The organism is Cryptosporangium phraense, from assembly GCF_006912135.1.
Classification (GTDB): domain Bacteria; phylum Actinomycetota; class Actinomycetes; order Mycobacteriales; family Cryptosporangiaceae; genus Cryptosporangium; species Cryptosporangium phraense.
Genome location: NZ_VIRS01000006.1, coordinates 266,241 through 289,351 on the forward strand (window position 1 = coordinate 266,241; position 23,111 = coordinate 289,351).

Annotated in this window: 22 protein-coding genes; 9 read left to right on the forward strand and 13 right to left on the reverse strand. The window is 66.1% G+C overall.

The genetic code is table 11. The features are described from left to right. The first annotated feature begins 82 nt into the window (after nt 1-82). The 3 genes from FL583_RS11515 to FL583_RS11525 all read left to right on the forward strand — a co-directional run bounded on the left by FL583_RS11515 (nt 83) and on the right by FL583_RS11525 (nt 3,317). Nucleotides 83-1,114 (forward strand): fumarylacetoacetate hydrolase family protein, encoded by a 1,032-nt coding sequence (locus tag FL583_RS11515; RefSeq protein ID WP_205752030.1) that lies wholly within the window; start codon nt 83-85, stop codon nt 1,112-1,114. Nucleotides 1,115-1,168: 54 nt separating this feature from the next. Beyond that, nucleotides 1,169-2,065 (forward strand): VOC family protein, encoded by an 897-nt coding sequence (locus FL583_RS11520; RefSeq protein WP_142704568.1) that lies wholly within the window; start codon nt 1,169-1,171, stop codon nt 2,063-2,065. Between the two features lie 127 nt (nt 2,066-2,192). Next, complete coding sequence (locus FL583_RS11525; RefSeq protein ID WP_142704569.1) at nt 2,193-3,317, forward strand: FAD-dependent monooxygenase; 1,125 nt, start codon at nt 2,193-2,195, stop codon at nt 3,315-3,317. A gap of 68 nt (nt 3,318-3,385) precedes the next feature. Here FL583_RS11525 and FL583_RS11530 read toward each other — a convergent pair whose 3' ends face one another. From FL583_RS11530 to FL583_RS11575, 11 genes are all read right to left on the reverse strand, one after another. Next, complete coding sequence (locus tag FL583_RS11530; RefSeq protein ID WP_142704570.1) at nt 3,386-4,015, reverse strand: MBL fold metallo-hydrolase; 630 nt, start codon at nt 4,013-4,015, stop codon at nt 3,386-3,388. Next, nucleotides 4,012-5,100, reverse strand: a complete 1,089-nt coding sequence (locus tag FL583_RS11535; protein ID WP_142704571.1) for an S-(hydroxymethyl)mycothiol dehydrogenase — start codon at nt 5,098-5,100, stop codon at nt 4,012-4,014. Before FL583_RS11535 ends, FL583_RS11530 begins: the two co-directional genes overlap by 4 nt. 51 nt (nt 5,101-5,151) lie before the next feature. Continuing rightward, entirely contained in the window at nt 5,152-6,378 is a 1,227-nt protein-coding gene (locus tag FL583_RS11540; RefSeq protein ID WP_205752031.1) for an NAD(P)/FAD-dependent oxidoreductase, read from the reverse strand. Next, nucleotides 6,375-6,698, reverse strand: a complete 324-nt coding sequence (locus tag FL583_RS40860) for a 2Fe-2S iron-sulfur cluster-binding protein (protein ID WP_205752032.1) — start codon at nt 6,696-6,698, stop codon at nt 6,375-6,377. The genes FL583_RS11540 and FL583_RS40860 overlap by 4 nt, the downstream gene beginning before the upstream one ends. A gap of 8 nt (nt 6,699-6,706) precedes the next feature. Continuing rightward, entirely contained in the window at nt 6,707-7,891 is a 1,185-nt protein-coding gene (locus FL583_RS11545; RefSeq protein WP_142704573.1) for a cytochrome P450, read from the reverse strand. Nucleotides 7,892-7,985: 94 nt separating this feature from the next. Beyond that, nucleotides 7,986-8,918 carry a LysR family transcriptional regulator gene (locus FL583_RS11550; protein ID WP_142704574.1) on the reverse strand — a complete coding sequence of 311 codons (933 nt, stop codon included), beginning with the start codon at nt 8,916-8,918 and terminating at the stop codon, nt 7,986-7,988. A gap of 32 nt (nt 8,919-8,950) precedes the next feature. After that, nucleotides 8,951-10,258, reverse strand: a complete 1,308-nt coding sequence (hmgA, locus tag FL583_RS11555; protein WP_142704575.1) for a homogentisate 1,2-dioxygenase — start codon at nt 10,256-10,258, stop codon at nt 8,951-8,953. A gap of 12 nt (nt 10,259-10,270) precedes the next feature. Continuing rightward, nucleotides 10,271-11,416: a fumarylacetoacetase gene (fahA, locus tag FL583_RS11560; protein WP_142704576.1), complete on the reverse strand. Its 1,146-nt coding sequence runs from the start codon at nt 11,414-11,416 to the stop codon at nt 10,271-10,273. After that, complete coding sequence (locus tag FL583_RS11565) at nt 11,413-12,186, reverse strand: SDR family NAD(P)-dependent oxidoreductase (protein ID WP_142704577.1); 774 nt, start codon at nt 12,184-12,186, stop codon at nt 11,413-11,415. The genes fahA and FL583_RS11565 overlap by 4 nt, the downstream gene beginning before the upstream one ends. Before the next feature lie 38 nt (nt 12,187-12,224). After that, entirely contained in the window at nt 12,225-13,430 is a 1,206-nt protein-coding gene (locus FL583_RS11570; RefSeq protein ID WP_170323599.1) for a cytochrome P450, read from the reverse strand. Nucleotides 13,431-13,483: 53 nt separating this feature from the next. Beyond that, nucleotides 13,484-13,807: a 2Fe-2S iron-sulfur cluster-binding protein gene (locus tag FL583_RS11575; protein ID WP_142704579.1), complete on the reverse strand. Its 324-nt coding sequence runs from the start codon at nt 13,805-13,807 to the stop codon at nt 13,484-13,486. 523 nt (nt 13,808-14,330) lie between these two features. On the opposite strand from FL583_RS11575, the gene FL583_RS11580 reads away from it, so the two are divergent. From FL583_RS11580 to FL583_RS11600, 5 genes are all read left to right on the forward strand, one after another. Continuing rightward, nucleotides 14,331-14,939, forward strand: coding sequence for a TetR/AcrR family transcriptional regulator (locus FL583_RS11580; protein WP_142704580.1), 609 nt, complete (start codon nt 14,331-14,333; stop codon nt 14,937-14,939). A gap of 174 nt (nt 14,940-15,113) precedes the next feature. Continuing rightward, nucleotides 15,114-16,577 carry a DUF1593 domain-containing protein gene (locus FL583_RS11585; RefSeq protein WP_205752033.1) on the forward strand — a complete coding sequence of 488 codons (1,464 nt, stop codon included), beginning with the start codon at nt 15,114-15,116 and terminating at the stop codon, nt 16,575-16,577. Nucleotides 16,578-16,596: 19 nt separating this feature from the next. Then, on the forward strand, nt 16,597-17,286 hold the full coding sequence (locus FL583_RS11590; protein WP_205752034.1) for a TetR/AcrR family transcriptional regulator: 690 nt from the start codon (nt 16,597-16,599) through the stop codon (nt 17,284-17,286). A gap of 36 nt (nt 17,287-17,322) precedes the next feature. Further along, nucleotides 17,323-18,894, forward strand: coding sequence for an MDR family MFS transporter (locus tag FL583_RS11595; protein WP_142704582.1), 1,572 nt, complete (start codon nt 17,323-17,325; stop codon nt 18,892-18,894). Between the two features lie 161 nt (nt 18,895-19,055). Then, nucleotides 19,056-20,681: a methyl-accepting chemotaxis protein gene (locus FL583_RS11600; RefSeq protein WP_205752035.1), complete on the forward strand. Its 1,626-nt coding sequence runs from the start codon at nt 19,056-19,058 to the stop codon at nt 20,679-20,681. Between the two features lie 34 nt (nt 20,682-20,715). Here the strand turns inward: FL583_RS11600 and FL583_RS11605 are convergent, their stop codons facing one another. Continuing rightward, complete coding sequence (locus FL583_RS11605; RefSeq protein ID WP_205752036.1) at nt 20,716-21,033, reverse strand: winged helix-turn-helix transcriptional regulator; 318 nt, start codon at nt 21,031-21,033, stop codon at nt 20,716-20,718. A gap of 148 nt (nt 21,034-21,181) precedes the next feature. Between FL583_RS11605 and FL583_RS11610 the strand changes: the two genes are divergently transcribed. Further along, the gene (locus FL583_RS11610; RefSeq protein WP_205752037.1) at nt 21,182-21,832 is read left to right on the forward strand and encodes an NAD(P)-dependent oxidoreductase; all 651 of its coding nucleotides are present in this window, start codon (nt 21,182-21,184) and stop codon (nt 21,830-21,832) included. A gap of 66 nt (nt 21,833-21,898) precedes the next feature. Here the strand turns inward: FL583_RS11610 and FL583_RS11615 are convergent, their stop codons facing one another. After that, the gene (locus tag FL583_RS11615) at nt 21,899-23,059 is read right to left on the reverse strand and encodes a hypothetical protein (RefSeq protein WP_142704586.1); all 1,161 of its coding nucleotides are present in this window, start codon (nt 23,057-23,059) and stop codon (nt 21,899-21,901) included. Nucleotides 23,060-23,111: the final 52 nt, after the last annotated feature.

The following is a 23,111-nucleotide window of genomic DNA, read 5'->3' on the forward strand; positions in this document are numbered from 1 at the left end:
GCGCGGTCGGCACACACGACGAGGTGACCGCTGCTGGATCAGCGGCACCTAACGACTCCGTGAGTTACGGGAGGATCAAGAATTGACCGAAATCAACGCCACCACCGGCCTCCGGGAAGGCACCTTCGCGATCGGGCGGGTCACGGACGGGCAGCGCAGCTTCAATGCGCTGATTCGGCCCGCCGGTGAGCTCGTCGACCTCAGCGACCGCTTCCCCGACACGCCGAGCATCTACCAGGACTGGGACCGATCGTTCGAGGCGCTGGACGACCTGAGCCGGACAGCGAAGCAGGTCGCCGACTCGCTCGACGGCTACCGCTTCCTCCCACCGACCGACCGGCCGCAGATCTTTTGCGCCGGATCGAACTACCGGCAGCACGCTGCGGAGATGTACACATTCAACGAAGGCGCTTACCAGAAGGAGCGGCTGCCTGGGGAGTCCGACGACGACTTCTACCAGCGCAACCTCGCCTTCGTCACCGACAAGCGCGCCCAGGGCATGCCGTTCATCTGGCTCGCCACGTTCGGCTCGCTGGTCGGCTCCGACGACGACATCGTGCTGCCCTCCGTCGGCAAGGCACACGACTGGGAAGCGGAGCTGACCGCTGTGCTGGCCGGTGGCTCGCCGCGATATCTGACGCCAGACGAGGCGTCCACATTCATTGCCGGTTACGCGATCGGCAATGACATGCACACCGGTGATCTGTTCAGCCGCAGCGACATCAAGTGGAACGCCGACTGGATCGCTAAGCAGCCGCCCACGTTCAAGCAGATCGGCCCGTACGTGGTACCCCGGCAGTTCGTCGGTGACCTCAACGACCTGCAGATCACCCTGCACGTGAACGGTGAGATCAAACAGGACTGGCCAGCTGGAGACATGATCTTTAGCCCTGCCGAGTACCTGGCATACGCATCCGAGCGGTTACCGGTGCTGGCCGGCGACGTGCTGATGATGGGCTCGCCGCCCGGCAACGGAGGCGTCCACGGTCAGTTCCTGGTGCCCGGCGACGAGGTCGATATCGCGATCACCGGACTCGGAAGCCAGCATCACCGCGTGATCGCCGAGGAGACCGACGGTCGTAAGCCGTACTACGGCCTGCCGGTTTTCGAATGAGTAGTGCATCTGCTCTCGGCGTTGCCCCGAAATCTTCCGCAGGAGGCAAGCGTAATGACTGAAGAAACCGCCGCGCAGTTACTCACCGGCCTGGACCACTCGGTTATCCGGGTTCCCGACCTCGAGGTAGGCCTGGAATGGTACCGGCGCGTTCTCGGCTTGGTCGAGGTGGAACGGCGAGCCGACCGCGTCTATCTGGCCAGCCCGGTCACTGGCCGGACAGTCCTCGGTCTTGCCGCGGGTGGCACCGGCCTGGAGTACGTCAGCTACCGGGCGGTGAACCGGACCGCTTTCGAGTACATCACCGCCCGGCTGGACGAGGTCGGCGTTAAGTACTCGCCGTCCATCGGTGACACCCGCACGGGAGCGACCGACGCGCTGCGGGTCACCATTCCGACCGGTCACTCGTTGGAAATCATCCTCGCCGAGGACCAGGGCGCGGATCAGCCGATCGCCGGCGAATACCGCGCTGGGGCGCTCGACGTGCGCCCCAGCCACGTGCAGCTCCGAACCACGGACGTGCGGGGACTCTCCGAGTTCCTGGAGATCCTGGGTTTCAAGGTCAGTACCTACGTGCCACTGCCGGACTCCGACGGCTTCTTCATCCAGTTCCTCCGTGTCAACGACCGGCACCACCAGCTCGCGATTCTCACCGGCGAACCGGGCATCCACCACGTCGCGCTCGAGCTCAACGAAGTCGAGTTCTGGCGGTTCCTCGATCACCTCGCCATCGAGAAGGCACCCGCGGAGTACGGACCGGGCAAGCACCACGAGGGCAAAATGCTCTTCCTCTACGTCCGGGATCCATTCAAGAACCGGTTGGAAATCACCGGCCCGATGGAGTCCGTCGGCTTGGACGACCCGCCGCAGCTGGCCACGCAAGAACCCTGGTTCCACATGAACATGTGGGGTCCGCAGGCTCCGGAGAGCTGGCAGACCGAGTGGATGTGATCGGTCAGACCGATCCCGCAATACCTCACTGACTTGATTGAAGCTTTTGCCAGCGAACTACCTCGTTCAAAGAACGCGGCGGTGGCGCTGCTTACATTGGCGTAGGCACGGAAAGAGCGGTCAGAACATGCGCAAAGTCTTGATTATCGGTGCCGGCATCGCTGGCCTGGGAGCGGCGGTCTCGATCGCCCGCGCCGGCGACAACGTCCGCGTCGTCGAACGCTCCACCTCCTTGGCGGTCGGCGCGGCGATCTCCATGCTCTATCGGGGGCCCGACGCGCTCGCAGAACTCGGCGTCCTGGACGCCTGCATCGCCGAGGGAACGGTCGGCTATCTGGATTCGGTCTTCAGCCGAATGTATGACTCGTCCGGCGACGCCCGGCGCCTGCCGCAGCTGCCGGTCCGAAGCGACGGAATGCCCTCCTACATCATCATCTATCGACCCGTCATCGCGCGGATCCTCTCCGGCCAAGCGGAGGCCCACGGCGCCGTGATCGACCGAGGGCTGGCGGTGAGCAGCCTCAATGATGAAGGCGAGACGGTCGCGGTCACCTTCAGCGACGGCACCTCCGACCACTACGACCTCGTGGTCGGTGCCGACGGCACCGCCTCGGAAACGCGCCAGCACCTTTTCGGCGATACCGCCCAGATCGACTACTCCGGCAACATGAGCCTCCGCTGGGTGAAGCCGGACGCGCCAACCGGGCCGGTCGGGTTCTACGTCAGCGAGGAGAGTGTCCCGGTCGTCATCCACCCGTTACACGGTGGGTTGGTCTACATCGCCACGGGCGTCGACATGGAGAACCGCCACGTCGGCACGGACGAAGCACGGCAGCTTTTCCGCGAGATCCTGGGCCAGTTCGACGCGCCCTACGTGCGCGAGCTGTTGTCCGTCGTCTCCGATGACGATCCGGTGATCGCCCGCCCCTACCTGATGCACCACCACCCCCGACCCTGGCACAAGGGCCGGATCGTCCTGATCGGCGACGCCGTGCACACGTTGGCGGCGAACCTCGGCGCCGGCGGTGTCCTCGGGCTGGAGGACGGCTTGGTCCTCGGCCAGGAGCTGGCGCGGACCGAGTCGCTGGACGCGGCCCTCGCGGCGTTCGAGGAACGACGGTTCGAGCGCACCAGCAACGCGGTGGCCGCCAGCAGGGAAATGCTCGACGCGCAGGTCAACCGTCAGGCGTCTCCGGCGGAGCTGCACGTGATCCGCGAGCGCGCGGTGGCGGATCTGTCGAAGCCGTTCTAAGCAGCTATGACGACAGGGCGCGCCCATCACTCGGTGATGGGCGCGCCCTGTCGTGCAAGGAAAGCCGGTCAGTGACCGCGATCAATCCAGGCACCCAGTCGCGGAGCCTCTGCCCCGATAGAGGTGTCCGAGCCGTGCCCGGTGTGCACCACGGTCTCCGGTGGCAGGGGCAAGAGCGTGTCGGCGATCGAGTGGATGATCGAGTCGAATGACGAGAACGATCGGCCGGTCGCGCCGGGGCCGCCCTGGAACAGGGTGTCGCCGGTGAAGACTCGGCCCAGCTCAGGAGCGTGGAGGCAGATCGACCCCCGTGAGTGGCCGGGGGTGAAGAGCACTTCCACGTCGATGCTTCCAGCACGGAGCCATTGCCCGGAGTACAGCTCGCTGTCGGGCTTGTGGTTCGGGTGGGTTAGCGCCCAGAGATCGAGGTCGTGTGGGTGCAACAGGATCGGCGCATCCACGAGCTCGGCGAGCCGAGGCGCTTGGTTGATGTGGTCGTCGTGGGCATGGGTGCACGCGATGCCGGCGACCCGTCGTCCGGCGATGCGTTCGACGATCGCATCCGCGTCGTGCGCGGGATCGATGACGATGACCTCGGAGTCGTCGCCGATGATCCACACGTTGTTCTCGACGTCCCAGGTGCCGCCGTCGAGCGAGAACGTTCCCCTGGTGACGAGGCGGTCGATGCCGGTCATCAGAAGACCACCACCGAGCGCAGCACGTCACCCTGGTGCATCTTGGCGAATGCCGTTTCGACGGCGTCGAGGCGGATCTCCTCGGTGACGAATTTGTCGAGCGGGAGGCGGCCCTGCAGGTGCAGGTCGACCAGCGTGGGGAAGTCGCGCGAGGGCAGGCAGTCGCCGTACCAGGAGGACTTGAGCGCGCCACCGCGGCCGAAGTACTCCAGCAAAGGGAGGGCGGGGGCGGTCATCTCCGGGGTGGGGACGCCGACGAGCACGACGGTGCCGGCCAGGTCGCGGGCGAAGAAGGCTTGTTCCCAGGTTTCGGGACGCCCGACGGCGTCGATGACGACGTCGGCGCCGAAGCCGCCGGTGAGGTCTTTGATCGTCTCGACGACGTCGGAGGTCTTGGCGTTCACGGTGTGAGTGGCACCGAAATCGCGGGCCCAAGCCAGTTTCCGGTCGTCGGTGTCGACGGCGATGATCGTTCCCGCGCCGGCCAATTGGGCGCCGGCGATGGCGGCGTCGCCGACACCGCCGCAGCCGATGACCGCGACCGAGTCGCCGCGGGTCACTCCACCGGTATTGATTGCCGCGCCGATGCCGGCCATGACGCCGCAGCCGAGCAGGCCGGCGACCTGCGGCGATACCGCAGGGTTGACTTTCGTGCACTGACCGGCGGCCACGAGCGTCTTCTCGGCGAACGCCCCGATGCCCAGCGCCGGGGCGAGTTCCTGGCCGGAGAGCAGCGTCATCTTCTTGGTGGCGTTGTGGGTGTTGAAGCAGTACCAGGGCCTGCCCTTGCGGCAGGCCCGGCAGTCGCCACAGACTGCGCGCCAGTTCAGTACGACGAAGTCGCCCGGCGTGATGCCGGTGACGCCTTCGCCGATCGCTTCCACGACTCCGGCCGCTTCGTGGCCGAGCAGGAACGGGAAGTCGTCGTTGATGCCGCCTTCGCGGTAGTGCAGGTCGGTGTGGCAGACACCGCAGGCGTGGACCTTCACGACGGCTTCACCGGGTCCGGGGTCGGGGACCAGGATCGTTTCGACCGTGACCGGCTGCCCCTTGCCCAGTGCGACGACCGCGTTGACCTTCTGCGCCATGCGTCAAAGCTCCAGTTCTCGTGATATGGAAGGTGAAATCGGGGGCCTCGGTCAGCGGGTGGCGAGGTCGAGGGCGGCGGCCTTCAGCGTGAAGCCGGCGGCGGTGACGTCGTCCTGGGACAACCACGTTGCGCTAGCGAGGAGCTTGCGCGCGGCCTGGTAGTCGGCTGGCCGGTTGATCGACTCCACGGCGATGAGCCGGCCAGCGCGGAAGGCGACCACCGAGAATTTTCCGGATGCCGGCTCACCGAGCACGGCTGTGGAATCGTGCCCGGTCGCCAGCCCTGCTATCTGAAGGCGGAGACCCTTCTGGTCGCTCCAGAACCATGGCAGATCCTGGTAGATGCCCGGGGTGCCGGTGATTTCCCGGGCTACGTGGTCCGCGTGGCCGGTGGCGTTCTGCACGGACTCCAGGCGCTGGAGCCGCCCAGTGCCGGCGTCGGGGAAACGTGCGCAGTCGCCGATGGCGAAGACCTGCGGATGGCTGGTGCGAAGGCTCGCGTCGACGACGATCCCGTTGTCGGTCGCGAGTCCGGCCTTCTCGGCCAGTGTGGTGTCCGGGACGACTCCGGCGCCGACCACGACGAGATCCGCGGCATACACGCGGCCGTCGGATGCGCGCACGCCGGTCACCCGTCCACCTGCACCGAGAATTTCGGTGGCGGTCACGCCGAAACGCAGCTGCGCGCCTCGTGCGGTGTGCTGTTCGGCGAAGTAGTCCGAGGTGGGGACGGTGACCGCCCGGCCCATCAGCCGTGAGGCGCCTTCCAGGACGGTGACCGCGATGGTGGCGCCGAGCGCCGAGGCGATCTCCAGCCCGATGAATCCACCGCCGATGACCACGACCTCGCGCGCGGACCGGATCTGCTCCGCGAGGTGCTGGGCGTGGTGGAGCGAGCGCAACGGGAAGACCCCGGCGAGGGTCTCTCCGGGGATGCCAAGCTGCCGCGGCCGCGCACCGGTGGCCAGCACCAGGTGATCCCAGTGCAGATGCGTACCGTCGTCGAGTTCGGCCCGCGTGGTGGTCAGGTCAACACCACTGACCTGGACCCCGGTGAGCAGGTCGATGGATTGGGCTTCGTAGAAGGTTTGCGGCCGGAGGTTGAGCGAGTCCTGGGTCGTGGTGCCGAGCAGGTAGGACTTCGACAGCGGCGGCCGCTGGTAGGGCAGGACCGGTTCGTCGCCGATGAGCAGGATGCGTTCGGCGTATCCGGTCTGCCGCAGTGATGCGGCGACCTGGACTCCGGCCTGGCCCGCGCCGGCGATGACGGTGGTCACATCTGCTCCTCGGGGAGCCGGACGACCAGGCCGTCGAGTTCTTCGGTGACGGGCAGTTGGCAGCTGAGGCGGCTGCCTTCTTTGCGGGGACTGGCGGTGCAGTCCAGCATCTCGTCTTCGTCGTCGCTGACCGGCGGTAGTCCGGGGCGTGTCGGGTCGACGACGACGACGTGGCAGGTGGCGCACATTGCGTTGCCACCGCATTCGGCGAGGATGCCCTCGACGGAGGCGGCCAGCGCGGCCATCATTACCGTGGTGCCGGCGTCGACGTCCAGTGCGCTTTCGGTGCCGTCGGGTTGGACGAAGGTGATCTTGGGCATAGCCGTCCTCACGCGTCCCAGCGAACGGGCAGGTTCAGCAGACCGCGGAAGACCCAGCCGCCCCATCGGACCGGCACGGTCTCGTCGAGGCGGAGATTCGGCAGCCGACGCAGCAACGTCGGCATCGACACCGCGCCCACCTGAGCGCGCCCGATCCAGGTGCCAAGGCAATAGTGCGGTCCACCGCCGAAGGCCAGGTGCACACGGTTGGTGCGGTTGATGTCGAACGCGTCCGGGTCGGTGAAGACAGACTCGTCGCGGTTCGCCGACGCGAGGACGATGCCCAGCCGCGCACCGGCGGGAAGAATCACGCCACCTAACTCGGTCTCGACCGTGGTCTGACGCGGGTACATGCCGATCGGCGCCACCCAGCGCACGGTCTCCTCGAAGACGTCTTTGAAGCGGCCCGGGTCCGCATCCACGGCAGCACGTTGTTCGGGGTGGGTTAGCAGTGCATAGGTACCGACGAGGGTGGCGTCGCGCGGTTCGTTCAAGCCACCGCCGATGAACATCTTCAGGTTGTCGCGGATCGACTGGTGACTGAGCGGATCCTCGGCGTGCAGCATCGCCGAGATGACCGAGTCGTCCGGGTGAGCGGTCAGGCGCTCGATCGCCGCGTCCACGGCGTTCTCGACGCCTCGGGCCGCCGCGTCGGCGCGCTGCCACACCGCGGGGTCGTCGCCGTAGTTGCCGTTGCCGTCCATCATGGCCTGCGACCATTCTTCGAGATCGGCCCCGGCTACCTCGGCGAGGCCGAGCACCGCGGCCAGCGACCTCGCGGCCAGCGGGGCGGCGTAATCGGTGAACAGGTCAGCTTCGCCGCGCTCGAGGAATCCGTCGATGAGTTCGTCGGCGATGCGCTGGAACACCGGGGTCCAGCGCTGCTTGACGATGCGGGGGCGGACGGCAGGTTCGGCGGCCTTCCGCTCGCGCAGGTGCTCCGCGCCGTCCTTGCGCAGCATCGTGTGGCCCATGACCCGGGTCATCAGAGACGGGGACTCCGCTGCGCTGAAGATGTCCGGGTGCTTCTCGAGGTAGGCGATATCCGCGTGCCGTGTCACCAGGTAGCGGTTGGCCGCCGGGACCCAGGCGACCGGCTGCGTGGCACGCAGCCGGCGGTAGATCGGATACGGGTCCGACCAGAGCTGGTCGAGCTGGATCGTCTGGGCGAAGTCGTCGATGACCTGGGCCATGGGAGCTTCCGATCGGTCGAGGGGATCAACTCACTGTGACTCGCCCAACCACGTGGGAAAAGCGCAGGTAACCGGGGTGATACCGCAGAAAAACTCAGATAGGGACGTCGTCGGAGAGCGTCTCCTGGCAGAACGCGATCAGACTCGCGGCCCGCCGACTCAACCGCGTGTGGCGGGGCCAGGCGAGCAACACCGCGACCTCGTATCCGCGGAGTTCGGCGATGGCTCTGTGCACCACGGGCAGACCCTCGTAGGTGCGGTCGTTGGCCGGACGCTGGATCTGGACCGCATACCCCAGCCCGCGACCGACCAGAGACCGGGCGGTCTCGAAGCTGCTGGTGCGGTGTCGCACCAGGGGTTTGATGCCGGCGTCAGCGCACATCCGCAGTGTGTGGTGGGAGCTGGGTGAGGAGTCCAGCAGGATCATCGGTTCGTCGGCGAGGTCGCGTAGCGCGACCTCGTTCAGCGCGGCGAGCGGGTGCGCGGCGGGCAGCACGACGTGGGGGGCCCGCCGATACAGCTCCACCTGGACGATCTCCGGCTGGATCTCCATGTCGTAGAGCACCGCGAGGTCGAGTTCGCCGGTGAGTAGTGACTGTTGCAGAGCGTCCTGGGCGCCTTCGGTGAAGTCGACGGTCACCCGCGGGTGCCGCGTGCTGAAGCCGTGGAGCAGATGGGGCAGGACGGTCGGCGCGAGTGTCGGGTAGCAGCCCATGGCTAGGCGGCCGGAAAGCTCGTCCGGAGAGCCGGCGCTCTCGGCTTGCAATTCCGTCGCGTGGCGTAGCAGCGCGCGGGCGTGGTGCAGGACCTGGGTCCCACTGGGGGTGAGGGTGATGCCGTGGGCTTTCCGGCGCACGCACAGCTGGACTTTGAGGGCACGTTCCAGTTCGGTGATGGCCAGCGAGATGGCGGACTGGGAGACGTGCAGGCGCGCGGCGGCGCTGCTGATGGTGCCTTCTTCGGCAGCCACGAGGAAGTAGGTCAGCTGCCGGAGAGAGAAGGCCGGGACAGCGTCGAGTTTGTCCATGTGCCCCTGGCCTCCCTCCGGTAGTGCCGTGCTCAGCTGCTGAAGTTCTTCGTGATGCCGTGCCAGACGGCGTCGTAGTTCGGCTGCAGATGCGCCGCGCTTGCAGCGGCGGAGGTGAGGCGCAGCGGAAGGCGGGTTTCGAACATGAACGCGAGCGTGTCGTCGATCTTCTGAGGAACCAGAGCGCGGGTACTGGCCTGCCGGTAGGTGGCCTCATCGGGGCCGTGCGAGGTGAACGAGTTGTGCAGGCTCGCCCCACCGGGCAGGAACCCCTCGGCCTTCGCGTCATAGACGCCGTGGACGAGGCCCATGTACTCGGTCATGATGTTGCGGTGGTACCAGGGCGGCCGGAACGTGTTCTCGCCGACCAGCCACCGCGGCGCGAAGATGACGAAGTCCGCATTCGCCGTCCCGGGGACCTCGCTGGGCGAGGTCAGGACCGTGTAGATGGATGGGTCAGGGTGGTCGAAGCTGACGGTTCCGACGACCATGAAGTTCGCGAGGTCGTACTTGTAGGGCGTGTAATTGCCGTGCCAGGCCACGACGTCCAGCGGCGAGTGGTCGTATTCAGCTGACCAGAGCGTGCCGCCGTACTTCTGCACCACTTCGACGGCACCGGTGACATCCTCGAACGCGGCCTCGGGCGCGAGAAAGTCGCGGTGGTTGGCCAGTCCGTTGGCGCCGATCGGTCCGAGCTCCGGCAGCGTCAGCATCGCCCCGTAGTTCTCCAGGACATAGCCGCGTGCCCGGCCGTCGGGCAGCTCGACGCGCCAGCGGATTCCGCGGGGCACGACGGCGATTTCACCCGGCTTCACATGCAGGATGCCCAGTTCGGTGCGGAGCAGGAGGGCGCCTGCCTCGGGAACGAGGAGCATTTCGCCGTCCGCGTCGACGAAGTACCGGTCGACCATCGATTTCGAGGCCGCGTACTGGTGGATCGCTACTCCGGTCTGCGCCTCCACGTCGCCGTTGGCGCCGATGGTGAACAACCCGTCGACGAAGTCGGCCTCGCCCGGCGGGAAAGGCATCGGATCCCAGCGCAGCCGGTTGGGGTCTAGCGGTACTTCCCGGAGTGGCGCGGCACGCACGCTGCCCGAGGCGATCGGAATGAATTTGCCGTGCGCCGCGGACGGGACGAGCCGATAGACCCACGTGCGCCGGTTGGTGTTGCGAGGCGCGGTGAAGGCCGTTCCGCTGAGCTGCTCGGCGTACAAGCCCAGTGGTGCCCGCTGCGGCGAGTTACGCCCCGGGGGAAGCGCGCCGGGGATCGCTTCGGTCACATGATGATTGCCGAAGCCCGCGAGATACCGCAGGTCGGTCGCAGTGTGTGTTCGAGTCATACGCACCTGCTTTCAGGACGTGGCGGGCAGGATGCGCCCGCAGACCGAGCCGAAGTCGACGAGCCCGCCGTCCGCGGCCGGCGCCGTGGCCGAAACGGTGATCTCGTCGTGGTCGAGGAGAAAACCCCGCGCCGTCCCGTCCGGCAGCGTGAGGGGTCGCTCGCCGTTCCACGTCAGCTCCAGGAAACTGCCGAATCCCGACTCGTCCCACGACGAGACGGTGCCGGTCCCGTAGAGATCACCTGTGCGCAGCGACGCGCCGTTGGACGTCATGTGCGCGAGCTGTTGGGCCGGCGTCCAGTACATCGACGCGAACTCCGGCGTGGAGACGACGTGACCATTCAGGCGCAGTTCCAGCGCGATGTCATAGGAGAACGGTGCAGTGCCCTGCAGGTGCGGCAGCGGCATCGGCTCTTGCGGGGTGGGTGCGATCTTGGCCGCCGACAGCGCGTCGAGCGGTATCACCCAGGGGCTGATGGTGGTGGCGAACGACTTGCCGAGGAATGGTCCGAGGGGCACGTACTCCCACGCTTGGATGTCGCGTGCGCTCCAGTCCAGCAGCAGCACTGCACCGAATACGTGCTGTTCGAACTCGTCGACGGAAACTGTGGAGCCGAGCAGCGAACCCTCGCCGACGACGAATCCGAGTTCTACTTCGACGTCCAGCTTCACGGTGGGTGCGTACTGCGGCTCGCCGCCGGCTCCGATCTTGTACTGGCCTCGCGGCCGGTGGATCGGAGTGCCGTCCACGACCACGGTTCCCGCGCGGCCGTGGTAGCCGACTGGCAGATGCCGCCAGTTGGGTTTGAGCGGTTCCTCGCCTGGCCGGAGGATGCGCCCGGCGTTGCTCGCGTGTTCCAGCGAGGAGAAGAAGTCCACGAAGTCTGCGACGTCGATCGGGAGGTGTGTCTGTACGTCGCTGAGCGGGATGAGGTACCGATCGAGCAGCCCGGCCGGCACGAGATCGAGCAACCGTGCGCGTGTGCTGGACCAGAACTCGTGCCCGCGGGCGAGGAACGGGTTCAGCGTAGGGGCGTCGAACACCGCGTCGCCCAGAGCGGGCGCGAGGTCGAGCACCTGGCTACCTACCTTGGTACCGACACGGGGCTCAGCATCGCCGACGGAGAAAATGCCCAGCGGTAACGTTGCCGATGTCATAGGTGCTTGCCGCCGTCGATGACCAGCGTCGTGCCGGTCGAGACACGGAAGTGCGTCACGGCGCCGATGATGCTGACCGCGACGTCGTCGGGATGTACGACGACCTGCAGCGGCGTGGTGCGCGCTTGAGCCAGCACCGCGTCGCTGCCCCGGCCGGGCACGAACCCGGTGTCTACGGCGGCCGGCGCCACACCGAGCACCCGTACCGCAGGCCCGAGGGCTCGGCCCAGCGACAGGGTGAGGTTGTCCAACGCCGCTTTCGCCGCGCAGTAGGCGATGTTGCTACCCGAACCGGTTGTCCCCGAGATCGAGGACACGTTGACCACGATGCCGTCTCCGGTCGCTGCCAGCAGCGGCGCGAACGCCCGGACAGTGGCGAAGGGGCCACGGACGTTGATCCGCAGCAGGGAGTCGAAGAGCTCATCGTCCAACGCATCGAGGTCACTGTGGGCGATCTTCTGCGTCACGCCGGCAGAGTTGACCAGCACGTCGCATCGGCCATATTCGCGTTCGACGAGCTGGGCTACCTCAGTTAGCCGGGCGGAGTCCTCGATCGGTATCGGCTCGTGCCGGTGGCCGTTCCCGGGGAGGGCCGCGACCACACCGGCGGCCCGGTCGGCTCCGTGGTGGTAGCCCACCACAACCGACGCGCCCTGCTCGGCCAGGCGATGGGCGGTGGCCGCGCCGATGCCGCTGCTCGCGCCGGTCACCACCGCGACTTTGCCTACGAGGGGCAGGACGCCGAGGCCGCCGCTCCGTACATCGTTCATGCATTAACTCCCGGAGAATCGGTGAGGTGGCGGCACGGTCAGCGCGGCGTGAAGCGGACCGGCAGCCGTTCCACGCCATGGTGGTGGCCTCCGCCGGTCAGTCCAGTGACCGTCGGCTCGCCGTCGAGTTCGTATTCGCCGATGCGGTCCAGCAGAATCCGCAGCGCGGTCTGCAGTTCGGTCTTGGCCAGGTACTGCCCGATGCAGGCATGGGTTCCGGCGCCGAACGTGACGTGTTCACGAGCGTTCGCGCGGGTGAAGTCAGCCCGGTGCGGATTGGGGAACTTCTCCGGATCCCGGTTGGCTGCGCCCCAGCCGAGAAGAACGGGCTCTCCGGCCTTGATCGCGGTTTCGGCGATGGTGGTGTCGGCGGTCGCGTCGCGCCGGAAATTGTGCAGCGGCGCATAGAGGCGGAGCAATTCGTCGACGGCCGACGGAATCAGCTCTGGGTCGCCGATAAGTTCCCGCCGCTGGTCCGGGTTGCGGGCGAGATGCAACATCATGCTTCCCAGGACCAGAATCGTCGTGTCATGGCCACCGAAGGAAAGGGTGAACATGATGCGGGCGATCATCGCGGTGGAGCCGTCCCATTCACCGAAGTCGGCTTGGACGAGCGTGGTAATCAGGTCGTCGGCCGGTTGCTGGCGGCGCCGTTCGACGAGCTCTTCCCAGCGACCGAGCATCCGGTCCAGCGCGAGTGCCGCGTCCGGGGATCCACTCGCGCAGGCGAGGAACTCGAAGGCATCGTTCCGCACCCGGGTGCGGTCTTCGGGGCTGAGCCCGAACACCTCGCCGATCACGGTCAGCGGGAGCGGCTCGGCGAACTGGCTGATGAGGTCGGCGCGGCCGTCGTCGATGAAGTCGTCGACCAGCCCGTTGACGATCTCGCTGATGCGAGGCGCCCACTTTCTGGCCGTAACCGCGTTGAACGTGCGGGCGAGGATCTTGCGGTACGTCTGGTGTTCCGGGTCGTCCATCTCCAGCAGCGGCAGACGCCGCTCGGAGATCGCGGGGAGGAAAACCCCTTTGGCCGACGAGAAGGTGGCCGAGTTGAGCGCGACGGATCGCACGTCGGCGTACCGGGTCAGCAACCAGTAGCCGCCGTGATTCGATCCGTGGCTCACCGGGCACCGGGAGCGCACAGAGTCATACCTGGTGTGTAAGTTCTCCGCGGTGATGCTCGGGTCATGGGGATCGAATTCTTCAGCGGGTCCCGAGCGCGTCGGCTCGGCTGAGGTCGTCATTGCTCGTCCTCCTGGCGTGGTCGGCTCCTGGCAGGTCGGATGACCGGGGTCGTTCATAATTGCGTGGGAGGTAGATCGACGACGATTTCGTCGAGTTCGTCGTCGATCACGATTTGACATCCGAGCCTGCTGCGCTCGGTCCGCTGCGCCGCAGCGCCGTCAAGCATTTCGTCCTCGTCGTCGCTCATTGTCGGCAGACGGTCGAGGTAGTCGCTGCGCACGTAAACGTGACATGTGGCGCACATAGCGTTTCCGCCGCACTCGCCAACAATTCCCGGAACATTATTGACTAGGGCGGCGAGCATGACGGAGACCGGATCGTTGGCGTTGACCGCATACGTTGATCCATCCGGATGGTTGTACGTGATTTTCGCCATTAATCCTTCTCCTGGTCCGTTCGGGGAATGGTGGGTCCGTCATCTCGAGCGATCGGCGCGTACATATTGCGACGGATGAAGCCGACCTGGATGTATCGGCGAGTGGGTCGGTCGGAGCCCGCCGCGGGCGTGGGAGGTGGCCACGAGTCGTCGCGGGTGCGGGCGTCAGCCGCCGCTCGTCGCTCGCCCGCGCGTTCGGTGCTTTCCGCTCCACGGCTGGATGGCAGTCACCACGCGTCTCCTTTGACGTCGGACCGGTGTGGCAGGCGTGTCCTCGCAGCCCGGGCGTCTGCTGGGGAGCTCCTGCGGCCTCGATGAGGCGCTTCGGATGCTAAACGATCCGTATCGTATCCGTCGAGGGTTGCGCGTTCCGGCGGGGCGCTTTCGGGTGCGAAGTTGCTCGATATCAACCGTAATTTTCCTAAACTAGTCATTCGTGTGAAAGCGGCGGACCGGTGTCGCGCGGCGTCTGGTTTAGGTCGCTGTGCGTGCGGCAGGCCGGGTCTCGGTATTGTTCGGTGCCATGGCGGTGCGGAGCGAAACCAGCCGCCGGGCTCTGCTGCAAGCGACGATGGAGCTTCTGGATGCCGACGGGCCTCAATCCGTCTCGTTACAGAAACTCTCCATCGAAGCGATAGCCAGGCGCGCCGGCGTGGGCAAGATGACCATCTACCGGTGGTGGCCCAGCAAGGCGGCGCTGGTCATCGACTCCTTCATCGACAACCACCTGGTGCAGACAACCGTCGACGAGACGCTCCCGCCGCTCGACGCGCTTCGTGAACACCTGCGCTCGGTGACCCGTATCTACGCCGGCCCCGAGGGTCGGCTGGTCACGCAGCTCATCGCCGAGTGCCAGTACGACGAAGCAACGTTGCGCGAGTTCCGCGAGCGATTCTGGGACGACCGACACGAGACGGTGCTAGGTCTGGTCCGTCGCTGCATGGCTGAGGGCGCCATGCGATCGGATGTCAGCCCCGAGGTAGCGGCCGAACTCATCTATTCTCCGCTCTACCAGCGCATGCTCCTCAAGTTGGGACCGCTGGACGTGGCGGCGGCCGACGAAATTCTCGACGTCGTTCTGCGAGGGCTGGCCCCCGCCGCGACGTCATCGAAGGTGCACTCCGACCACTAGGGCCTGTCTGGCCCGTCCCCGATATCTATTCAAACTCGGTGAATAGATATCGATCTTGACGCCGAAACGACGCTGGCCGTAACTTGTGAACCCCTGAATGCCGAACAGGATTTGCACTTCTATGCCGTATTCGGCGATCCCAATGGCGGGAGAAGTATGCGTATTCGGAATCGCATGATCGCTGCATTGATCGGATCCGCGATAGTGATCACTGCTGCCGTTGCACCGGTAGACCCGGCAGTCGCTACCACGGCCGGCAATTCCGGCGCGGGCTCGAAGAAGCCACGAATCATCGTCATGCAGGACGGTGAAGTTGACGACATGGATTCGTTCATCCGGCTGCTCTATTACTCGAACGAGTTCAACATTGCCGGAGTCGTCTACACCAGCTCCAAGTACCACTGGGCAGGGGATGGTGCCCAGGTGGCGCCGTACCGCTGGACCGGCACCAAGTGGGTGAGCTCGTACCTCGACAAGTACGCCACGGTCTATCCTAACCTGCGGAAACACGCGGATGGCTACCCGAGTCCCGAGCGTCTCCGGTCGGTGTACAAGGTCGGCAACGTCGAGAATGTCGGCGAGATGGCGAAGGTGACCGCCGGATCCGAACTGATCCGTAAAGCGATCCTCGACGATGATTCCAGTCCTCTTTACCTCCTCGCCTGGGGTGGCAACAACACCGCGGCGCGGGCGCTGAAATCGATCCAGGAGCAGTATCAGGGCACCGCTCGCTGGTCGGCGATCCAGCAGAAAGTCAACAAGAAAGTCGTCATTTACAACATCCTGAATCAGGATGACACGCTGAGTGGCTATATCAAGCCGAACTGGCCGAACATCAAGATCATCGACAATCAGAGCCAGTTCTGGAGCTTCGCCTACCTCTGGACGCGGCAGGTACCGGCCGCCAACCAGCCGTACCTGCGCGCGCCGTTCATGGAACAGAGTCTGCTGACCGGCAAGGGTTCGCTGCTCGCGGAATACCGGACCTACCGAGACGGCAAGCCGACTCCCGGCGACGACGAGAACACTCGCTGGCAGCCGGACGCGAACACTGACTACGCCGTCCACGACTTCATCTCCGAAGGTGACTCACCCTCCTTCCTGTACCTCCTCGACTTCAACGGCTTGCGGTCGTCTGAAAACCCGACGTTCGGCGGCTGGGGCGGACGGTTCGCCCCGAGCGCCTCCGGCTGGATCGACACCTCTGACGTCAACCCCACGACCGGAAACGCCGACCGGGCGTATCCGCAGACGCGCTGGGTCGCTGATCTCCAGAACGACTTCGCCGCCCGCGCGAGCTGGGGAGTCTCCGCCCGATACTCCGGGGCCAACCACAACCCGCGCGCCGCGGTCGCCGAAGGGACCGACCTTCGCCGCAAGCCAGGCGCGAAGGTGGTGCTTCACGGCCGGGGAACTGACCCGGACGGCGGCGCGCTGTCCTACCGTTGGTGGCAATACACCGACGCCGACAGCTACGCGGGTGCGATCACTCTCACCGGCGCGAACAGCCGGGATGCGTCGTTCACGGTGCCGGCCGACGCAAAGCCGGGCGATGCGATCCATCTGATTCTCGAGGTCAGTGATGGCGGAGCGCCACCACTGAAGCACTACCAGCGAGTCGTCGTCACGGTCGGATAGCCATTTTCTAGCCAGAGAGGTGGCGGGCTCGCCCGCCACCTCTCTGGCTTTCTGCGCGGCAGTCGCTTGCGCGGTGTGCATGTTCTGCTCAGTGTGCAATGATCGGCACATGGTCGAGGATTTGCGGACCCGGCGCCGGCAGATGACACACCGCGAGATTCACACCGCGGTTTTGCGGCTGGCGGCCGAGCACGGGCTGGACCAGATCACCGTCGACCAGATCAGCGCTGAAGCGGGCGTGTCTCGGAGGACATTCTTCAACTACTTCCAGAGCAAGGAGCACGCCGTCGTCTCAGGGCCTGGTGAGCTCCCCGCCGAGGCCGTAGCGGAGTTCCTTGCCGGAACGTCCGTCGAGCCCGCGCAGGTGCTCCGGGATCTGAGCCGCCTGCTCCTGGCCGAGGTCGAGGCCCACATGCCCGATCGTGACGATCTTCGGCAGGTCTTCGCACTGGCCTACGAGCACCCCGCGGTGCTCGCGTTGCTCCTCGCGGACTTCAACGGGTTCGAGCGGGAGGTGGCCTCGGTGGTCGCCCGCCGCCTGGGATGCCGCCCCGAGGACGAGACACCTACCCTCCTCGCGGCGATCGCTCTGACTGCTGTGCGAACCGGCCTTCAGCGCTGGTCGCTCAGCGAACAGCCCGCTGCTGATTCACCGGTTCCCCACGTCGAGCGCGCGGTCGCGCTGCTCCACGCCGTTCTCGCGACCTGACCGGACGCAGGCTTCGCACCACCAGGAGACCCTTGCATGAGCCACCCGACGCCGCCTGCCCACACACCGGATGAGGCGTCAGCGATCCCGCCACGCTTCGGATTGATCTTCGCCGGCTTGATGCTGACGATGCTGCTCGCGTCCCTCGACCAGACCATCGTCGCCACGGCTCTACCGACGATCGTCGGTGAACTGTCCGGTGTCTCCCACATGGCGTGGGTCACCACTGCCTACATCTTGGCCGCGACGATCGCGATGCCCGTCTACGGCCGGCTCGGCGACCTGATCGGCCGTAAGGCGCTTTTCCTGGCCGGCATCTCGATCTTCTTGATCGGCTCGGCGGTGGCTGGCGCATCGCAGGACATGGCGATGCTGATCATCGGCCGCGGCATCCAGGGGCTGGGCGGCGGCGGCTTGATGATCACCTCCCAGGCAATTATCGCCGATCTCGTGCCGGCGCGGCAGCGAGCCAAATACATGGCGCCGATCGGAGCGGTCTTCGGACTGTCGGCGGTAGTTGGCCCGCTGCTTGGTGGCTGGTTCACCGACGGAATCGGGTGGCGCTGGGCGTTCTGGATCAACCTTCCGGTCGGCCTGCTCGCGCTCGGGGTCTGCGCGGTCGTCCTGCGGCTACCGCGCAGGGCCAGTTCCGTGAAGCTCGATTACCGCGGGTTCGTGCTGATGGCGGCCGCGGTCAGCTGCACGGTTCTGGTCGCGGACTGGGGTGGCACCGAGTACGGCTGGACCGACCCAGTACTGCTGGGCACGGCTGCGGGGGGCATCGCCGCATGGGTGCTCTTCCTGCTGTCGCAGCACACCGCGGCAGAGCCGTTACTGCCTCTGCGGGTCTTCCGCAGTCGGATCTTCAACATCGCGACGCTGGTCGGCATGATCGTCGTCGGCGTCGGCATGTTCGCGGTGATCGGCTACCTACCGACCTACCTGCAGATGGTCTACGGCGTCAGCGCGACCGAATCCGGGTTGCTGCTGATCCCCATGGTCATCGGCATCATCGCGACGGCGATGCCCTCCGGCCAGCTGATCAGCCGCACCGGCCGGTACAAGATCTATCCGATCCTGGGCGCCGCATTGATTACTCTTGCCGCATTCCTGCTCTCCACCCTTGAGGTTGACAGCCCGCTGGCTCTGGTGTGCGTGTACGTCGGCTTGGTCGGCGCCGGCATGGGCCTAGTCATTCAAAACCTCGTACTGGCTGTGCAGAACGACTTCCCGGCCTCCGATGTCGGCACCGCGACCTCGGCGAACAACTTCTTCCGCGAGATCGGAGCCACGCTCGGCACAGCAGCCGTCGGAGCGGTCTTCACACATCGACTCGCCGACCAGCTGGCGACCCGCCTGGACGCGGAAGCGACGCGGGCTGTCGGCAACACCGATGCGCTGACTCCAGCCCTGGTCCACTCGCTGCCGGACGCCGTCCAGGCCGCTGTCGTCGCGGCCTACCAGAACGCGTTGACGCCGGTCTTCCTGTACCTCGTACCGCTGTTCGTGATCGGCATCGTGCTGGCGCTCCTGCTCCCGGAGAAGGAGCTATCCGACACCGGACCGACCGAGTCCACCTTGGTCCAGCAAGGTCGGGTGAAAGCCTGATCATCCGCGGCACCCCCGACGCGTGTTCGCTCGCCGGCGGGATGTGACCTGCGTGACGCGGGCGGATGCCTCCGATCTGCTCAAGCACACGGTAGTTCGTGCCGATATTTCTCGGGGAGTCCGCTCTAAAGGGGCCGGGCGCGATGCCGAGGTGGTGGATGATGGCCCAGCCAACGTCGTCGCGGGGGGTCGCGTCACGGCTCACCGATCTTCGAGTCGGAACGAAGATCGTGTTGACCGTAGCGGTGGTCGCGCTGGTGGCCCTGGTCATCGGTGGAGGGGCATGGTCACGGCTAGGGAGCCTCGATGACCGCATCCAGGGGTTGAAGAGCACTAATATCGCCCGGCTGAATAATCTCGTCGTGCTACGTGGCGGTATGTCGGACATGTATCGGTCGCTGTACCTTTATCAGGTCACAACCGGGACACAGCAGGCCGGATTCAAATCCCAAGTCCTGGCCGCGCAGAAAGCAGTCGACGACGCTGGCGACGCCTACGTCGCGACCCCAGATTCCTCGGTGACCTGGAGAACGCAGGTCAAAGCCTTCAGCGGCGCGTGGACACAATACAAAGCACTGGTCAACTTGCTTACATTCCAGCAGCCAGCGCCAGCTGGTGTCAGCATCCCGGCGAGTGTCACCGCGCAGATCGCTGCGTGGAACAAAGCAGAAGACACGATGAATAGTGCCGTGGACACGCTAATGACACTGGAGCGCACACAAGCAGAACAGGCCAGCGCCGTGGCGCACAACCAAGCCGTCGCCGCCAAGACGCTGACTGCGGTACTCCTGACCGTCGGACTTCTCGTGGCCCTGACCCTGGCGATACTGGTCGGCCGGAGCGTCTCCCGGCGCCTGTCCGGGGTGCGGGAAGTGCTCGATGCGGTCGCCGACGGCGACCTGACCCGGCAGGCCGACGCGGTCGGCCGGGACGAGGTGGGGTTGATGGCCGTCGCGGTGAATCGCGCGACAGAGTCGATCCGACAGACCGTGGCCGCGCTGTCGAATTCAGCGCGAGCCCTCGCCGACTCCTCCCAGCAGCTCTCGGCCTCAGCAGACGCGATCTCCGGCAACGCGCAGGAGACGTCCTCGCAGACCAGCGTGCTGGCCTCGGCAGCCGAGGACGTGTCGCGCAGTGTGCAGACGGTGTCGGCCGGCACCGAAGAGATGGGCTCAGCGATCAGGGAGATCTCCCAGTCGGCCAACGACGCGGCCGGAGTGGCCTCTCAAGCGGTCACTGCGGCGGCCGCGACGAATGCGACGGTCGCCAAGCTCGGAGAGTCGTCGATCGAGATCGGCAACGTCGTCAAGGTCATCACATCGATCGCGGAGCAGACGAACCTGCTAGCGCTCAACGCCACGATTGAGGCCGCGCGTGCCGGCGAGGCGGGTAAAGGGTTCGCGGTCGTCGCGAACGAGGTCAAGGACCTCGCGCAGGAGACGGCGAAAGCGACCGAGGACATCTCGAGGCGGGTCGAGGCTATTCAGGCCGACACTGACTCCGCGGTCACCGCGATCGAGCAGATCTCGGGCATCATTGCCCAGATCAACGACTATCAGATGACGATCGCCAGCGCCGTGGAGGAGCAGACCGCCACGACACAGGAAATGAGCCGGTCGATCATGGAGGCGTCCACCGGGTCGAGCAGCATCGCGCAGAACATTTCCGGCGTTGCGGCGGCCGCGCAGACTACGAGCGCTACCGTCATAGAGACTCAGCGCTCTGCCGACGAACTGGCCAGAATGTCCGCGGACCTGCAGGCACTGGTCAATCGCTTCCGGGTATAGCCTCGCCACTCCACCTCTAAGCTGCTGCCGCCGGCTACGCCGGGGCGTTGTCGGCAGCGCTCTGATGCGCGCTCACCGCATCCAGATTCTCCACGGCCCACTCTTCAAGCGCCCGGAGCGGCCCCTGGAGTGATCGGCCCAGCAGTGTCAGCTCATACTCCACGCGCGGTGGAACTACTGGATACACCGTACGTGTGACCAACCCGTCCTGCTCGAGCGCGCGAAGAGTCTGCGTCAGCATCTTCTGCGAGATGCCGCCGACCCGCATAGCCAGAGCGGAGAAGCGCTGCGGCCCGGAATCCAACGCCTCCACGATCAACACCGTCCAGCGGTCGCCGATGCGATCAAGCAAGCGGCGCGTCGGACAGTCAAGCTGATCGGGACCACATCGGCCGACAGTCACCTCGGCGTTCCTCTCTTACCGCAAAGTGCGTACTTCCTCGGGCAGCCAATGCGACCTACGGTAATCCAGTCACCGCAGGAGAATGAAGGGACGGAAAGTGGCGCGAATTACAGTTCTTGGCGGCAGCGGATATGCCGGCGCCGGCATCGTTGCCGAAGCCGCGAAGCGCGGACACGAAGTTACGTCTCTGAGCCGTGGCAGCGTCGGTAGTCCGGTCACGAACGTCCAGTACGTCGCGGGCTCAGCACTCGACGCGGCAGTCCTCGACGAGGTGCTCGCGGACCGGGATGTAATCATCGTCGCTCTCTCACCACGAGGGGACATGGCCGGCAAGCTTGAGGGAATCGTCGAGGATCTCATCCACCGCCTTGCCGGAACGCCGACTCGCCTCGGTCACGTCGGTGGTATGTCATCGCTGCTGATCGAGGAGGGTGGCCAACGATTTTGGGACGTCTTCAGTCACGTCTTCACCGACGAGCAGAAGCCCGAGGTCGAGAGCGGACTCCACGTCCTCGAAATGCTCAAGGCGAGCCCGGAGACCCTCGACTGGTTTTACATCAGCCCGCCGCGCGACTTCGGGTCGTGGCTCGACACTCCGTCGAAGGGCGCCTACGTGCTCGGCGGCGACATCCTGCTCAAGGACGCTGCCGGGAACTCAACGATCTCGGCCAACGACCTCGCCATCGCGGTCGTCGACGAGATCGAGAAGCCAGCCCACCACCGCCTCCGGTTCACCGCCATCCACTGACATGCCCGATTCGGCCCACTCCGCCTTCGCGCCGGTCCGACTAATAGCTGAAAGTGAAAGCTGCGGCTAGAGACCGATGCGGTGACGTTCTGTTACTGCGAAGTCGGTGAGCGCCAGGACAAAGGTCTTTCTCCGCGTGTCCCGGACCATGGCCAGTTTCTCGTCGGGTTCGTCCTCAGCGATATCCGGGTCGCGGAAGTCGGCGTTGTCTTCGTAGACCAGCCAGCAGCCGTGGATACCGGCCAGGAGATCCTCGAGGAGATCGGGCGCGGGCCGCCGAGGGTCGAGCGGGGTAAGCCGGCGAAAGCCATCGATTAGGTCCTCGGGGTCCTCGGGTTCGTCGCCGAGGCGGTCGATGAGTTCGTCGGCGATGCGGGTGTGGCCTTCGGCGATGTCCATGGCGTCGCTGATCAGTTCGGTCACCACCATCGCGGCAGGGCTCTCGCCGTCTTCCATGTCGATGAGGACCTGGGTCGGGGACTCGTAGGGCAGCGCTTCGATCTGGTTGGCGTCGACGAGGATGTCGGTGGAGTCGCTCTCGGTGGTGTCGGCGGTGACGCGGGCGGCGGCCCAGAGCCAGTGCGCGGCGGCGACCGCGGCCGAGGCGGGGTCCAGGTGGTGCAGCCCGGCGGGGCGGAGCGGGTCGGCGGTGAGGATGTCGTGAGCGGCGGCGACCTGCACGGGCGAGAAGCCGGCGCGGCTCAGTTTCACCGCTTGCGCGGCGCGGCCGGTCAGATCTCCGCGCTCGGCACGTTCGACGGCGTCGAGCTCGGCCCGCACGTCGGCGGCGACGGCGTCGGTGACCGTCTGGTCGCCGAGGTAGTAGAGCGCGCGCCCGGCCCGGTGGGCGGCCTCTTCGACCGGGTCGAGCGATGTTGTGATCACCGGGCTGCCGGAGTACGGGTCGTCGGGCAGGTGCGGGCTGGTGAGCGTGGGCACGACGGTGGCGAACGCCTTCCGGGATTGCTCGCGCCGCCACCCTTCGGTGTTGACCTCGGTGGTGGGCGCGGCGCTGGCCGGCTGGGTGTAGAGGCGCCAGAGCCGGGTGGAGAGGAGCGTGAGCGCGCTGGCGAGGTCGGTGACGTGTAGGCCGATGAGGGTGGGGTCGGTGTCTTGGATGCGGGTGAGTGCCTGTGACGTGGTGACAGGTGTGAAGACGGGTCCGTGGCCGGTGTCCCAGGTCGCGATGAGTTCACCGCGGTCGGTGTTGAGCGCATAGCGCGTCATGACGTGTTCCTTGGGGTAGGTGTCGTCACCTGCGAATATACGTGGCGACTGT

Coding starts and splice junctions, on each gene's coding strand:
- FL583_RS11570 (WP_170323599.1), bottom strand. CDS start 13,430: ATGACGACCTCAGCCGAGCCGACGCGCTCGGGACCCGCTGAAGAATTC.
- FL583_RS11520 (WP_142704568.1), top strand. CDS start 1,169: ATGACTGAAGAAACCGCCGCGCAGTTACTCACCGGCCTGGACCACTCG.
- FL583_RS11595 (WP_142704582.1), top strand. CDS start 17,323: ATGAGCCACCCGACGCCGCCTGCCCACACACCGGATGAGGCGTCAGCG.
- FL583_RS11600 (WP_205752035.1), top strand. CDS start 19,056: ATGGCCCAGCCAACGTCGTCGCGGGGGGTCGCGTCACGGCTCACCGAT.
- FL583_RS11565 (WP_142704577.1), bottom strand. CDS start 12,186: ATGAACGATGTACGGAGCGGCGGCCTCGGCGTCCTGCCCCTCGTAGGC.
- hmgA (WP_142704575.1), bottom strand. CDS start 10,258: ATGACTCGAACACACACTGCGACCGACCTGCGGTATCTCGCGGGCTTC.
- FL583_RS11545 (WP_142704573.1), bottom strand. CDS start 7,891: ATGGCCCAGGTCATCGACGACTTCGCCCAGACGATCCAGCTCGACCAG.
- fahA (WP_142704576.1), bottom strand. CDS start 11,416: ATGACATCGGCAACGTTACCGCTGGGCATTTTCTCCGTCGGCGATGCT.
- FL583_RS11575 (WP_142704579.1), bottom strand. CDS start 13,807: ATGGCGAAAATCACGTACAACCATCCGGATGGATCAACGTATGCGGTC.
- FL583_RS11585 (WP_205752033.1), top strand. CDS start 15,114: ATGATCGCTGCATTGATCGGATCCGCGATAGTGATCACTGCTGCCGTT.
- FL583_RS11525 (WP_142704569.1), top strand. CDS start 2,193: ATGCGCAAAGTCTTGATTATCGGTGCCGGCATCGCTGGCCTGGGAGCG.
- FL583_RS40860 (WP_205752032.1), bottom strand. CDS start 6,698: ATGCCCAAGATCACCTTCGTCCAACCCGACGGCACCGAAAGCGCACTG.
- FL583_RS11615 (WP_142704586.1), bottom strand. CDS start 23,059: ATGACGCGCTATGCGCTCAACACCGACCGCGGTGAACTCATCGCGACC.
- FL583_RS11550 (WP_142704574.1), bottom strand. CDS start 8,918: ATGGACAAACTCGACGCTGTCCCGGCCTTCTCTCTCCGGCAGCTGACC.
- FL583_RS11580 (WP_142704580.1), top strand. CDS start 14,331: ATGGCGGTGCGGAGCGAAACCAGCCGCCGGGCTCTGCTGCAAGCGACG.
- FL583_RS11535 (WP_142704571.1), bottom strand. CDS start 5,100: ATGGCGCAGAAGGTCAACGCGGTCGTCGCACTGGGCAAGGGGCAGCCG.